General features: G+C 74.8%; 15 protein-coding genes and 2 pseudogenes. 5 read left to right on the top strand and 12 right to left on the bottom strand.

Annotation, left to right across the window (positions count from 1 at the left end; all coding sequences use genetic code 11):
- The 4 genes from AB0O91_RS16790 to AB0O91_RS16775 all read right to left on the bottom strand — a co-directional run.
- Window positions 1–1,210: hypothetical protein (locus tag AB0O91_RS16790; protein ID WP_363433103.1), on the bottom strand; the 1,210-nt coding region annotated here is incomplete at its 3' end.
- A 794-nt stretch (window positions 1,211–2,004) separates the two neighbouring features.
- The gene (locus AB0O91_RS16785) at window positions 2,005–2,856 is read right to left on the bottom strand and encodes a hypothetical protein (RefSeq protein WP_363433101.1); all 852 of its coding nucleotides are present in this window, start codon (window positions 2,854–2,856) and stop codon (window positions 2,005–2,007) included.
- 123 nt (window positions 2,857–2,979) lie between these two features.
- On the bottom strand, window positions 2,980–4,293 hold the full coding sequence (locus AB0O91_RS16780; protein WP_363433098.1) for a DUF6596 domain-containing protein: 1,314 nt from the start codon (window positions 4,291–4,293) through the stop codon (window positions 2,980–2,982).
- Complete coding sequence (locus tag AB0O91_RS16775; RefSeq protein ID WP_363433096.1) at window positions 4,293–4,712, bottom strand: YciI family protein; 420 nt, start codon at window positions 4,710–4,712, stop codon at window positions 4,293–4,295. Before AB0O91_RS16775 ends, AB0O91_RS16780 begins: the two co-directional genes overlap by 1 nt.
- A gap of 156 nt (window positions 4,713–4,868) precedes the next feature.
- Between AB0O91_RS16775 and AB0O91_RS16770 the strand changes: the two are divergent.
- Window positions 4,869–4,973, top strand: a pseudogene (locus AB0O91_RS16770) (IS5/IS1182 family transposase); the annotation flags it as partial.
- Between the two features lie 399 nt (window positions 4,974–5,372).
- On the opposite strand, the gene AB0O91_RS16765 reads toward AB0O91_RS16770, so the two are convergent.
- Genes AB0O91_RS16765 through AB0O91_RS16755 form a run of 3 tightly spaced genes read right to left on the bottom strand, consistent with a single transcriptional unit; the run spans window position 5,373 to window position 6,721 of the window.
- Window positions 5,373–5,585, bottom strand: coding sequence for a DUF397 domain-containing protein (locus AB0O91_RS16765; protein ID WP_363433094.1), 213 nt, complete (start codon window positions 5,583–5,585; stop codon window positions 5,373–5,375).
- Between the two features lie 39 nt (window positions 5,586–5,624).
- Complete coding sequence (locus tag AB0O91_RS16760) at window positions 5,625–5,840, bottom strand: DUF397 domain-containing protein (protein WP_363433092.1); 216 nt, start codon at window positions 5,838–5,840, stop codon at window positions 5,625–5,627.
- Window positions 5,837–6,721 carry a helix-turn-helix transcriptional regulator gene (locus AB0O91_RS16755; protein ID WP_363433090.1) on the bottom strand — a complete coding sequence of 295 codons (885 nt, stop codon included), beginning with the start codon at window positions 6,719–6,721 and terminating at the stop codon, window positions 5,837–5,839. Before AB0O91_RS16755 ends, AB0O91_RS16760 begins: the two co-directional genes overlap by 4 nt.
- Before the next feature lie 219 nt (window positions 6,722–6,940).
- On the opposite strand from AB0O91_RS16755, the gene AB0O91_RS16750 reads away from it, so the two are divergent.
- On the top strand, window positions 6,941–7,384 hold the full coding sequence (locus tag AB0O91_RS16750) for an ATP-binding protein (RefSeq protein ID WP_363433087.1): 444 nt from the start codon (window positions 6,941–6,943) through the stop codon (window positions 7,382–7,384).
- 103 nt (window positions 7,385–7,487) lie between these two features.
- Here the strand turns inward: AB0O91_RS16750 and AB0O91_RS16745 are convergent, their stop codons facing one another.
- Together AB0O91_RS16745 and AB0O91_RS16740 are read right to left on the bottom strand one after the other, a co-directional pair.
- Window positions 7,488–7,742 carry a DUF2283 domain-containing protein gene (locus AB0O91_RS16745; protein WP_363433085.1) on the bottom strand — a complete coding sequence of 85 codons (255 nt, stop codon included), beginning with the start codon at window positions 7,740–7,742 and terminating at the stop codon, window positions 7,488–7,490.
- 67 nt (window positions 7,743–7,809) lie between these two features.
- Complete coding sequence (locus AB0O91_RS16740; protein ID WP_363433083.1) at window positions 7,810–8,154, bottom strand: transcriptional regulator; 345 nt, start codon at window positions 8,152–8,154, stop codon at window positions 7,810–7,812.
- Between the two features lie 201 nt (window positions 8,155–8,355).
- On the opposite strand from AB0O91_RS16740, the pseudogene AB0O91_RS16735 reads away from it, so the two are divergent.
- Window positions 8,356–8,484, top strand: a pseudogene (locus tag AB0O91_RS16735) (ABC transporter permease); the annotation flags it as partial.
- Between the two features lie 55 nt (window positions 8,485–8,539).
- Window positions 8,540–8,863: a hypothetical protein gene (locus tag AB0O91_RS16730; RefSeq protein WP_363433080.1), complete on the top strand. Its 324-nt coding sequence runs from the start codon at window positions 8,540–8,542 to the stop codon at window positions 8,861–8,863.
- A gap of 24 nt (window positions 8,864–8,887) precedes the next feature.
- Here the strand turns inward: AB0O91_RS16730 and AB0O91_RS16725 are convergent, their stop codons facing one another.
- Complete coding sequence (locus AB0O91_RS16725) at window positions 8,888–9,727, bottom strand: hypothetical protein (RefSeq protein ID WP_363433077.1); 840 nt, start codon at window positions 9,725–9,727, stop codon at window positions 8,888–8,890.
- 684 nt (window positions 9,728–10,411) lie between these two features.
- Between AB0O91_RS16725 and AB0O91_RS16720 the strand changes: the two genes are divergently transcribed.
- Entirely contained in the window at window positions 10,412–10,726 is a 315-nt protein-coding gene (locus AB0O91_RS16720; RefSeq protein WP_363433074.1) for a DUF4253 domain-containing protein, read from the top strand.
- An 82-nt stretch (window positions 10,727–10,808) separates the two neighbouring features.
- Here AB0O91_RS16720 and AB0O91_RS16715 read toward each other — a convergent pair whose 3' ends face one another.
- On the bottom strand, window positions 10,809–12,092 hold the full coding sequence (locus AB0O91_RS16715; RefSeq protein WP_363433071.1) for an MAB_1171c family putative transporter: 1,284 nt from the start codon (window positions 12,090–12,092) through the stop codon (window positions 10,809–10,811).
- A complete protein-coding gene (locus AB0O91_RS16710; protein WP_363433068.1) occupies window positions 12,089–12,685 on the bottom strand; it encodes a ParH-like protein in 597 nt (198 codons plus the stop codon). The genes AB0O91_RS16715 and AB0O91_RS16710 overlap by 4 nt, the downstream gene beginning before the upstream one ends.
- Window positions 12,686–12,697 lie beyond the last annotated feature (12 nt).

Below are 12,697 nucleotides of genomic sequence, written 5' to 3'. Positions count from 1 at the left end.
GCGCGCCGCCGTTGGTGGAGATGGCCTTGACGACGGGGTCGCTCTCCTTGGTCCAGTTGTAGAGGCTGATGCCGTTCTTGGCGAGGACGGTGCCGGAGCCGTCCAGGATCATCTGGGTGCCGTCCGTACCGACGGCGATCGCCGTGATGCCCGGGTCGCTCTCCCGCACCCAGCTGTAGAGGCCGATGCCGTCCCTGGCCCAGACGACACCGTTGCCGTCGAGGATCATCTGCACCCTGCCGTTGGTGGCGATGGCCTTGATCCCCGGATCGCTCTCCTTGGTCCAGTCGTAGAGGCCGATGGTGTTCTTCGCCAGTACCGTGCCGGTGTCCTGGACCCGGGGCGGGGTGTTGTCGACGGTGAACCAGCCGCCCCCGTAGGTGTGGTTCCGGCCGTCGATCTCGCTGGCGATCATGCTGATCGTGTAGGTGCCGCCGGCCAGGTGCGTCGTGTCGAACGCGTACGGGTAGTTCAGCGCGCCCCCGCCGGCCCGGACCTGGCTGTGGTAGCCCCCCGGCCCGTCGATCACGTAGTCGAGCCACTCGATGACGCCGCTGCGGGTCGGGTGTGCGGTGAGGTTGACGGTGCCCGACAGGGCCTGGCCGGAGTTGAAGCCCCACAGCGTCACGTTGAAGCCGGCCGGGACGGTGGGGGCGACGGTGCCCATCCGGTAGTAGCCGACGTTGCTGGTGGGAGGCGTCCAACGGTGGTGCCCGACGGTGCCCGGGCTGACGTAGTTGGCGTCCACCACGTCGAAGCTGCCGTCGTGGTTGTTGGCGACCACGATCGCGGTGTGCAGCTGGTCGCCGTCGTAGGTGCCCGTCTGGATGATGTCACCCTTGACCGCCGTCGCTGCGGTGACCGCCACGCCACCGGCGTCGAGGTAGCTCCGCTGGTAGTTGCCGCCGGAGTCGACCGGCCACTGGGCGTGGCCGCTGACCAGGTAGACGATGCAGTTGACGAACTGCTTGCACTGGTCGCCACCGCTCTGGTGGGCCTCCGAACAGGCCCTGGTGCCCGAACCGCCCACGTAGGACAGGGCCTTGTCCGCGAGGTTGGCGTTGCTGTACGAGCCGACCGCGTGCGCGGCGGTGGCGCCCAGCACCACGGGGGCGAAGCCCGCGACGGTCACGGTGGCCAGCAGAGCGGCGGACAGCCGGCGGCGGACGGGCTCGGTGCGGGCGCCGGCGGTGCGGGTTCCGGTGGACATGCGGGGTTCCCCCTGTGGGTGACGGGTTGTGAGGCGAGGCGGGTGACGGGATGCGTGACGGGTTGTGCGGCGGATCGACGCCGTACCGCCGGCGCGCGGGCGCCGGTCAGTCGCCCACGGCTGCCGGCACCGCACCGGCCCTCGAGGGTGCGGCGAAGAGCCCGGGACAGAACGGGGCGATCAGGCTGAACGGGGCGAATCGCGGTGCTCCGGGCACGGTTGGACCTCCGTCAGGCGTCTTCGGGGTGCCGGCAGGGGTGCTTGCTCCGCTGCCGGATCCGTCGGAGCGGCGGCATCCTCCGGTGAGCAGAAGTCTTCCGGGCTGCCCGGGCGGGCGGAAGCGGCCGACGCTGACCCGAAGGTTCCATGGCACGATCGGGCCACCCCCCGGGGCGGCGGGCGCGTACCGTGCTCCCGTCGGAGACCGCCCGCACCGGGCTCGGACCGCTTGCGGACGCGGCAGCGCCGTCACACGGGGAACGGGGCAGGGGCGATGCCGCGCGCTGTGGGGCGAGGCAGGCCGGGGCGGGGCAGGCCGGGGCGGGGCTCGACGGGGCGGGGCTCGACGGGCGGGGCGGCGTTCGACGGGCCGGGGCGGGCCGGGTGTGGAACGGTGGAAGACCGGGGGAGACCCGGGGAGCCTCGGGGCCGGTTGCGAGAGGAGTCGCCATGTCGTCGAAGCGTCGTCGCAAGAAGAAGGCCCGGGCCAGGCGCGGGGCCAACCACGGCCGTCGCCCCCAGTGCTGAGCGGCTGAATCCGCCTGACCGTGCGGCTGCGCGTGGCGGCCGTGCGGTCAGGCGCGCTCGCGTCCGGGCCCGGGCTCGCCTCCGGGCCCGTGGTCGGGTCCCTGCTCGCGGCCGCGGCCCTGCTCGCGTCTGCGTTCGTGCTCGCGGCCGCGCCAGGCGGGGCCGCCGCGGCCGGCCGTGTAGTAGGTGCAGGCCGCGCGCCAGTCGGTGCGCAGGTCCAGTTGCAGGACCAGGGCGCGCCCGTCCGCCCGGGCGGTGCGCAGCAGTTCGGCCGCGTCCGCGTCCGGCGGCGTCTGCTCGTTGCTCAGGCGCACCCGGGAGGCGATCCGCTCCCAGGACGGGGCCGGGCGCAGCACGGCGGAGTCCGTGAGGTCCCAGTGCAGGAGGGCGCCGGGGCTGCTCAGGTCGGGGGCGGTCATCCGCCACCCTTCGGGGTCCAGCCGCCAGCCGTCCTCGGCGCGCTCGGCGCCCTGCCAGCGCAGCGCGTAGGCGGGGGAGCCGGTGCGGCCGTCCGGGGAGCCCCACGCCGCCAGGCCCGCCGCCTCGATCCGGGGCAGCAGCACGGCGAGGTCCTCCCGGGTGGCGAAGTAGGCGCTCGCGCTCATCCGGCAGACCAGGGCCGGGCGCCCCTGCGGGCCGGGGGCGTGGATCCCGAAGGCCTGCGGCCGGTCGCAGTGGTCGCTGATCCGGGTCAGCAGGTGCTCCACCCCCGCCACCGCCCCCAGCGCCGCCACCGTGCGCCCGATCCGCTGCCGCTCGGCCGCGCGGGCGGCCCGGGCCGGCGGGGAGTCGGCGAGCGCGCGCAGGCGCCGGTCGGTGGGCCAGGCCCGGCGGCCGGCTTCCAGGGCCCTGCCGGGCAGGCTCAGCAGATGGCCCAGGACGTACGTGAAGCTGTTCACCGGCCGGTGGGTCCTCTCGGAATGGTCAGCGCTCGGGATCGCGGCGCCGGACCACACCCTGGCCCGGCACCGCTGCGCCCCGCAATCCGCTCCCGTACTCAACTCCCGTGCGTCGCCGGGCGATCACCCTTCGGCGTCGAGGGCGGCGGCCTTGCGCAGCAGCACCGCCCGCTCGCGCGCGTTGCGGCACAGCCGGGCGGCGAGCTCCAGCTCGGCCCGGGCCTCGGCGGTGCGCCCGAGCCGGGTCAGCAGTTCGCCGCGCACGGTCGGCAGCAGGTGCGAGCCGGACAGCCGGCCGGAGACGGCCAGCTCGTCGACCAGGGGCAGCGCCCGCTCCGGCCCCTCGGCCATCGCGACGGCCACCGCCCGGTTGAGCTCGACCACCGGCGAGGGCGCCACCCGGCCCAGCGCCTCGTACAGCAGCACGATCCGCTCCCAGTCGGTGTCCGCCACCGAGGCCGCCCCCGCGTGGCAGGCGGCGATCGCGGCCTGGAGGCCGTACGGGCCCAGGCCGCGCCCCGGGGCGGCGGCGCGGCCCAGGGCGGCCAGGCCGCGGCGGATCGCCGAGTGGTCCCAGCGGCGCCGGTCCTGGTCCTCCAGCAGCACCGCCTCCCCGTCCGGGCCGGTGCGGGCCGGGAAGCGCGAGGCCGTGAGCTCGAACAGGGCCAGCTGCCCGTGCACCTCGGGCTCGGCGGGCAGCAGCGCGGCCAGCATCCGGGCCAGCCGCACCGCCTCGTAGGCGAGGTCGGGGCGCAGCAGGTCCTCGCCGGCCGTCGCCGTCGAGCCCTCCGTGAAGATCACGTACAGCACGCTCAGCACGGCGCCCAGCCGGGCCCGCCGCTCCTGCGGGGGCGGCAGCCCGAAGGGCACCCGGGCGGCGGCGATGGTCTTCTTGGCGCGGGTGATCCGGGCCTGGACGGTGGGCACCGGGACCAGGAACGCCCGGGCGACCTCCTCGCTGGACAGGCCGCCCACCACCCGCAGGGTGAGCGCCACCCGGGCCTCGGGGGAGAGCACCGGGTGGCAGGCGGTGAAGATCAGGGCCAGCACGTCGTCGTCCACCCGGTCCGGGTCGAACGGCAGGTCCGGCGGTGCCAGCGGGGCGCCCGCCGCTCCGGTGCTGAACTCGCCCTCGGCCAGCGGGCCGGCGAGGGCCGCGTAGCGCTCGCCCAGCGCCGAGGCGCGGCGGAAGGCGTCCACGGCCCGGCGCCGCGCCGTCGCCAGCAGCCAGCCCACCGGGCCGGCCGGGACGCCGTCGCGGGCCCAGGAGACCAGGGCCTCCGCCAAGGCCTCCTGGGCGACGTCCTCGGCGAGGGCGAAGTCGCCGGTCCAGCGGGCGAGCGCGCCGACGATCCGCGGCGCCTCGATCCGCCACACCGCCTCGACGGCCCGCCGGGCGGCCTCGGTGCCCGTCGGGCCGTCGATCTCGGCGGGCATCAGAGCTGGCCGGTCCGCTCGCGCCAGGCCCGCTCCTTGACGATCCACTCGTTGTCCTGCGGGAACTCCTCGATGCCCGGCACCCGGCGGATCTCGCACTTGGAACCGGGGATCGCGGGCATCCGCCTGGCCCACTCGACGGCCTCCTCCTTCGAGGCGACGTCGATCAGGTAGAAGCCGCCGAACAGCTCCTTGGTCTCCCCGTACGGGCCGTCGGTGACCACCGGCGTCTCCCCGCTGTAGTCGACCACCACGCCCTGCGAGGGGTCGTCCAGCCCCTCGGCGGCGACCAGCACGCCGGCCCGGATCAGCTCCTCGTTGAACCGGCCCACGGTTTCGAGCATCTCCTCGAACGGCGTCGCCATCATCGTCGCCGTCGACTCGTCCGTGCCCCGCATGATCAGCATGTACTTCGCCATCTCGACCTCCTCGTCGGCGGGCCGCCTGCCGGCCCCTTCCACTCCAAGGTCGAACGGCGCGGCCGCGGATCGACACGGTGGACGAAGACGGACCATATTCTCTTCCCCCGCCCCGCCCCCGCCCCCGTCCGCAGGCCGGGCCGCTCTCCGGACCACCTGGCCGGCGTGTTCGCTTACGCCGAGGCCGAGGGGATCCGGTTGCGGACCGACGGCGTCGAGACCCAGGTTCGCCGCCCGAAGGCCAACCGGCCCGGGCGTCGCCATGGAAGTCGCCCGCCCGTCTCGCACAGCCATGCCAGTCCTCTGTGTCGGTACCGTCTCCGGCGCAGGGACGGTCCCACGCTCCGACCTGCACAGGACGGCCGGGCCCTGACGTGCCGCGATGCCCCATTTCCTCCCTATGGACCGGCCCCGGTTGAACCCCGGCCCACCCGCCGAACGTTCGTCCGCTGACGCCCTGTCGAGGAAGCCGCATGCAACGGCGGTACTGTCCGGACGTTCTGCGCAGGAAGTCGGCCTGGTCGACTTCCTGCGCAAAGCCGGTCGAATCCTCGATCCGGCCCCGGCCGCCCCCGGTCGACACCGCCTCACCGGTGCCGCGCCTGATCGCCGCCGGACATGCCCACCGGTGGGCGACGTGGGCCGCCGATCTGCTGCGCGTCAGCGCTCAGGGCTGAGGTTCCCCGCGCGGACGGCGGCGATGAACGCGGTCCAGGCGTCGGTGCTGAAGAGGAGGGCAGGCCCGTGCGGGTCCTTGGAGTCCCGGACCGGAAGCACCCCCGGGAGCCCGTCCGCGACCTCGACGCAGGCCCCGGTCTCCCCACTGAACGAGCTCTTCCGCCAGTTCGCACCACTGAGATCGGGAGTGGACACTTTCGGTACCTCCGGTTGGTACGGCTACAGTACGACGAGTCAGCGCTCAGGGCGGAAGTCTCCCGCGCGAACAGCGGCGATGAACGCCGTCCAGGCATCGGCGGTGAAGAGAAGGGCAGGCCCCTGCGGGTCCTTGGAGTCCCGGACCGGAAGCACCCCCGGGAACCCGTCCGCGACCTCGACGCACTCGTTGTCGGGGCCGCTGAACGAGCTCTTGCGCCATATCGCGGCGGAGAGGTCGGGGGACTGCGTCATGAGCCGAGCTCCTTGATCGAGTTGATGAGTTCCAGGGATTCCGCGGCCGGGAGCGCTTTGGAGCAGACATCGTTCCAAAGCTCCAGGTAGGCCTCCACCTCCGCTGCGCCCTCAAGCCACATGGACCCCGAGGGGTTGTCCAGCAGGACGACGTCCATCGCGGCCTCCGACGGGAACCCCAGGATCACGTAGGGCCCGGCCATGCTGGCGTGCGCGCCGACGCTGAACGGAACGACCCGGATGGTGACGTTGGGCATGGATGCGGCCGTCATCAGGTGGGCGAGTTGATCCCGCATGACGGCGGGTCCGCCGACCTGCTGGCGCAGGGCGCCCTCGGCCAGCACGACTGAGAGGGAGAGCGGGGGATCGGCCGTCAGTCGTTGCTGCCGCATCAGACGAACGGTCACGAACTGCTCGATCTCCTCCGGCCGCTTCCAGCGTCGACCCGCTGCGGTGAGCGCCCGGGCGTAGTCCGGGGTCTGCAACAGGGCCGGGATCATCTGGCTCTGGAACGTGCGTACCGACGACGCGACGGCTTCCAGGGCGATGAAGTCGCGGTAGGTGTCTGCGAGCACGTTTCCGTACTCGCTCCACCAACCGCTGCCCCGCCGCCGCTTGTTGGCCGTGCGAGCCAGCTCGGCAAGACGTTCATGAACTGCCGGTTCATCGACACCGTACAACCGGAGCATCGCAGTGAGATCCGGCATCCGAACAGGGCTGCGACCGTTCTCGATGCGCGAGATCTTGCCCTTGGTGCAGTCCAGCGCCTCGGCGACCGCGCTGGTACTCAGGCCGACACGTTCCCGCATGCCGCGCAGTTCCTCGCCCAACTGCCGTCCCAGCACGGTGGATGGCGCGCTCGCCACCTGATCCGCCTGCATGCGGCCTCCTCTGATCGGCAGTCAGTCCGGGCCCACAGTAGCCGTGCGGGCGATTCCGAACCTTTGCACCTTTTCTTTAGGCAACGTTGCGGATGATCTTAAGGCGGATGCATGCTACTTGGTGTAGCAGATGGCGCAACAGGGTGTGATCAATGCGGGTCGGCTGCCGGGCATTCCTTTGCCTCGATCTCGGATCCCCCAACCGGAGGTGCCTCCGCCATGCCTGAAACCGACGAGCCCGCCAGCCCCAGCGTCACTCGGGGCTGCTGGTTCCCGCGCTCCCGCCGCTCCCCGTCGCTCGCGCGGCGGATGCTGCGCGAACTGCTCGTCACCGTGCCGGACGGCGACCGCTACCGCGAGGTCGGCGAGTTGCTCACCTCGGAGCTGGTCGGCAACGCCGTCCTCTACTCGGGCCTGCCCGGGCGGCTGATCTGGGTGTCCTTCGACGTGAGCGCCGTCCGGCTGCGCATCGAGGTGCACGATGCCGGCGATCGGCCGCCCGTACCCCAGCGGCCCGACCCCGCCGCCACGCGTGGGCGCGGCCTGCTTCTGGTGGAGGCCCTGGCGGCCGGGTGGGGGCACTTTCCGCGACCGGGCGGGGTCGGCAAGGTGGTCTGGTGTGAGTGTGCCCCGGAGTCGGAGCCGTTCGGTGTGACGACGTGAGCGCGATATGTCCGAGGGCGGGGCCGTGGATCCACGGCCCCGCCCTCTGCATGAGAAGTCGGCCTGGTCGACTTCTGCGTAAGTGCTTCCCCCGGTGGCCGGGTCAGGTGCCGTCGGCGTCCAGGTGCTCGGCCGAATCGAGCAGGTGGGCGGGCAGTTTGGCGCGGGCGTCCAGGATCTCGATGCCGATCAGGCGGCCCTGCTCGTCGAAGTCGAGGTTGATCATGCCGTCGACCGCTACCGGATCGCAGGGGTAGGTGTGCGCGGAGAGGGTGTGGGCCTGCGGGTCGGTGAAGTGGACGTACGCGGCGTCCGCAGTCGGGTCGTAGGTGACTTTGAGATCTGCCACCGCTGGCATGCCCCCCTTGGTGAGTTTCGTTCCGGCGCGAAGAGGATCTTCGGCCACGGAGATCCTGCCAGGCCGGTCAGGCCTGGGCCGCGTCCTTTTCCAGGGCGGCGCCGAGGGCGGTGGCGTCGGCGGCGATGCGTTGGAGTTCGGCGAGGTGGGCGGCCAGGGCGCGGCGGCCCTCGGGGGTCAGGCGCAGCCAGGTGCGGGGGCGTTTGCCGACGTAGCCGCGGCGGATCCTGACGTAGGAGGCGGCCTCCAGGGTGGCGGCGACCTTGCTGAGCGCCGAGTCGGAGACGCCGCAGCCCTCCCGTACGGCGCGGAACTCCGCCTCGGCGCAGCCGGAGAGGAAGGCCACCACCGTCAGCCGGGTGGGCTGGTGGATCAGTTCGTCGAAGGCCGGGACCGGCCGCTCGGCGCTCACGCGGCCGCCGTCCGGGCGCACCGCGCGGAGCGCAGGGCGGCGGGGGCGTCCTCGGGGGCGAGGTTGTGAACGGTCATCTGCTGCTCCAACTCCGCTTTCCTGAAAGGCCGCTGACGGTACCGGAGATCTTGGCATTTACTTTCCCGGCCGGCAAGTATTAGCGTGACGGGCAGGGGCCGGGGGAGGTGAAGACATGGCCGCGTGCTGCTGTGCTGGGCCGTCGCGGGCTTCCTGCTGGCCCCCGGACTGCTGCGCCGGATGGCCCGCCGGGAGTCCGGCTCCAGCCTCTCCGAGCGGGAGCGCAAGCGCCTGGCGAAGACCGCCTACTGACCGCCGGCCACCGATGTCCTTCGAAGTCCGAAGAACCGCACCACGAACAGAAAGAGTGACCACCGTGTTCAAGTCGCTGTCCGCCCGCCAGACCCCCTCCGACCTCGACCTGCTCCGGGCCGCCCTGCAGAGCGCGCTGGACACCGCCGACGAGGCCGAGCGTCCGGGCCTGCGCCGGGCGCTCGGCCTCGTCGAGGGCTTCGTGCCCGGCGTCGGCCCCGACGGGGTGCAGCGGGCCCGCACGGTGCTGGCGGAGGCCGGCGTCGACCCCCGTACGGCCGAGGTCACGGCGGTGCGGGAGGTGCGCCGGGCCTACCCGGCGCTCAGCCTCCAGGAGGCGGTCGACCTGGTCCGGCTGCTGGTCGCCCAGGCGGCCTGAGCGACGCTGCCGCCGGCCCCGGGGTCACGGCTGCGGCTGGGTGAGGTAGCCGGCGACGAAAGTGTTCAGGTCGGCCAGGGCGGCCGTCAGGTCGGCCCGGGAGAGCTGCTTGGACGCGGCGCCGGTGGCCAGCAGGTGGCCGAGGGCGGCCTGGCAGAGCGGGACGGGCGAGGCGGTGGCCGGCAGGGTGCAGCTGATCTCCTGGGCGGGGCCGCCGGGGGACTGGAAGGTGACCAGGGCGACCGTGCGGTTGGGCCCGCCGCTGCCGGACAGGTTGGGCTCACGGGTGCCCGCCGGGACGCCGACGGCGGCCAGCAGCAGGCCCGGGGCCCGGGTGGGCACGGTGTGCACCCGGGTCGCGGGGGAACGGTCCGGGGCGTTGCAGGTGTTCGGGGCGGCCCCGGCGGCGGGGACGAGGCCGCAGGCCAGGTCGACGTCCGTCTGCGCGCCGCCGCTGACGAAGACCGCCTGCACCACCGCGTCGAAGCGGGTGCCCGCCGGGTCGGCGGCCGGGGCGCCCGGGTGCACGAACGCCTGCTGGCCGCCGTCCCCGGCGGAGAACACCGCGTCGCAGGTCCAGCCGGCCGGTGCGACCAGGAAGTGCACCTCGCCCGGGTAGCGGGCGCCGTACACCGCCGCCGTCGCCGGCACGCTCACCCCGTCCGGCACCGGCACCGTGGCGGGGACGGCGCCCGGCGGCGGGCCCGGGGCGCCGGCCTGCGCCGGACAGGCCCGCACCGGCACACCGGCGGCCGCGGCCGCCACCCCCGCGCCCGACGTGAACGGCCCGCCCGCGACGAGCAGCCCCACAGCCGCCAGCACCGCCAGCCGCCCCGGGCCGGACACCGACGCGGGCGAGGACACGGGCGAGGACGGTGATGGGGACGGGGAAGCGGGTACGGACGAGGATGCGGCTGCGCCACGCATGCTCCACCTCCAGGCACACCGTGGAAGCCCCCGGGGCCACGACGGGATTCCCGCCACACCCCGCCCACCAGCCTAGATCCGCCTCCCCACCCCCGCGCGGGGGCGCAGGGCCGGGACTGTCCGTGCGCATCCCTACCGTGGGCGCGTGATCGATTCCCGCCTCCTCCGCGACCTGGGCCGACGCTTCCCCGACCGCAGCGCCGAGCGCCGTACACCGGCGCCGCTGCCGGGCCGTCAGCTCACCCCCGCCCTGTGGGTGGGCGACGGGCCGGCGCCGCAGGGGCGGTGGCAGCGGCTGCACCGGGAGCACGCGCGGTCGGGGCGGTGGCCGCTGCTGCTGGCGCCGGAGCTGGAGGGGTGGGGTGTGGCAGCGGAACCGGACGGGTGCGACCCCGAGGCGCTGTTGCGCGGGTGGTGGGAGCGGGCGGTGCTGTGGTGCCCGGGCAGTGATCCGCAGGACCGGGCGGACCTGCTGGCCCGGTTGGCGCCCTTCGGCGAGGCCTGGCCTGGCCGCCCCGGGCCCCCGCCCCGGGCGCGCCGCCGCGCCGGGACCCGCAGGACCGCGCCGACGCCCTGGCCCGCCAACTGCTGTGCGAGCGGCCCGGGTTGCGGACCGGCCTGGTGCGCGCGGCCGACGGCGCGCAGGCGCCGGCCGCCTGCGGCTGGGAGGGCACCAACGGCCACGGCGACAGCGCCGCTATCGCCGCCGTGCTGGGCGACTGGCAGCGGCGCTTCGGCGCCCGGGTCGTCGGAGTGGGCGCCGGCACCCTGGAGTTGAGCGTCGCCGCGCCGCCGGCCGACCTGGCGCGGGCGCTGCCGGTGGCGGCCGAGCACGAGGCGTTCTGCCCGGACACCGTCCTCCCGCACGAGGACGGCCTGTCCGGGTACGCGCGGGAGTTGGTCGGCGCGGGCAGGTGGGGCTTCTGGTGGGACTGAGGGACTGTGAGGGACTTTGAGGGGCTGAGGGGCTGAGGGGCCGAACCGCCCCGGCCCGGACGGTCCCGCTGCGCGGGAGGCGTCAGCGCAGCGCCCGCCCGGTACGGGTCCGTTCGGTACGGGTCCGTTCGGCCCGGGCCCGGGAGCGGACCTCGGCAACGGCCGGGCAGGTGGCGTAGACCCGGGCCAGGTGGGCGAGGTGGTCGGCCTCGCCGTCCATGGTGTCGAGGGTGGCGGGCGCGGTGGCCTCCGGCGCGTCCGCGGGCTGGGGGTGGGCGCCGGCGGCGGCCAGTTCCAGGGCGGCGGCCAGGGCCGCCGCCTCGGCGGTGGCGGCGGCGTGGGCGGCGGGCGGCGGGAAGCGGCGGGTGGCGCCGTCGAGCCACAGCGCGGCGCGCGGGTCCAGGTGCTGGCGCAGGATCAGCCGGGCGTCGTGGATCTCGATGATCCGCCGGTAGAGCGCGAACCGCGGGTCGCGCGGCGGCAGCGGCAGCCGACGGGCCGGGTCGAGGGCGATCTCCGGCAGCACGGTGTGCAGGTCGCGCCAGAGCGGGGTGAGCGCCCGGTAGCGGCGGTGGGCGCGCAGCCAGCCCCGGACCGCCCCGGTCGCCGCGGGCCACAGGGTGCTGCCCAGACCCGCCGCGATCAGCGCCGCGCACAGCCCGCCCAGCACGGCGCACAGCAGGTCCTCGGGGCCGTCCTGGCTGCCGGTGACGGCCGCGCGCAGCACGTCGTCCATGCTCCAGGCGTTCCACAGCAGTCCGGCCACCAGCCCGCCGGTCAGCAGCCGCAGCCCGGTGCCCAGCCGTCCGGGGCCGGCCGCGCGGGAGCGCCGCACCAGTTCGCGCAGCAGCGCGGTGAGGCACACCGTGGTGTGGAGCATGCCCACGGCGGTGTACCCGGCCAGCGCCAGGCGCGCGGACAGCGCGGGCCCGACGACCAGGTCCCCGCCGGTCAGGCCCGGCGCGGCGGCGGTGATCAGCGCCAGCCGCAGCCCCAGCACCCCGCCCAGCAGGCCCAGACCGCCGCGCACCTCGCGCCGCAGCGGCTCCGAGAGGGCGTGCCCGGCCCGCCCGGCCTGCCCGGCGTCGGCCTCGCGCAGCGCCGGTGCCAGCAGCCGCATCGCCGCGGCCGCGCCGTCGCGCAGCCCGTCGCCGAGCACGATCACCAGCACCGCCAGCACCGGCACCCCGGCGGCCTCCACCGCCCCCACGGTCGGCGGGGCGAGCACCAGCAGGGCGGAGCCCAGCAGCGCGGTGCCGTAGCAGGTGAAGCGGGCGGCGGCGCGGGAGTCGATCCGGCTGCGGGCGAAGTGGGCGGCGCTCAGCACGAAGAACAGCCCGACGGGGTAGAGGGCGAGATCGCTCACGGCCGCTGCGCCTCCGGTCCGTCGCCGAGGTCGGGGATGTCGGGCTCATCGGGGCCGTCGGGGGCGCCGTCGCCCTCGGGGCGGTCGGGGCCCAACTGCGGCGCGGCCCCCGCCCCGGCCCCCGTCCCCGCGCCCAGCAGGAAGCCCAGCGCGTCCAGCGACCCGCGGGCGGGCGCCGGCCCCGGCTGGTCGGCCGCGTCCTCCCGCTCCGCCCGGCTCAGGATCAGCGAGGCCAGCAGCTCCGCCTCCCGCTCCTGCGGCTCGTCGTAACTGGTGCGCCCGAGCACCCGCTGCACCAGCGCGGGGGAGAGGTTGGGCAGCAGCGCGGCGGCCGGCGCCAGCGGCGCGGAGCCGGCGTGGTCGAGCAGCAGGTGCGCGATCTCGTGCACCAGGATGTGCCGTTGGTGCAGCACGCCGGTGTCCGCCGCGTACAGGATGTAGTCCGCCGCCACGGTGGAGACGAGCAGCCCGCACGGGGCGTGCGGACGGGCCGGCACCGGCAGCAGTTCGATCGGCCGCCCGCGCCGCACCGCCAGCCGCTCCAGCAGCACCACCGGGTCGAACGGGCTCGGCAGCTCCAGCTGTTCGGCCATCCGGCGACAGCG

It is taken from the genome of Kitasatospora sp. NPDC089797 (assembly GCF_040684795.1).
Lineage (GTDB): Bacteria > Actinomycetota > Actinomycetes > Streptomycetales > Streptomycetaceae > Kitasatospora.
This window is presented reverse-complemented; position numbering and strand designations above follow the sequence as displayed.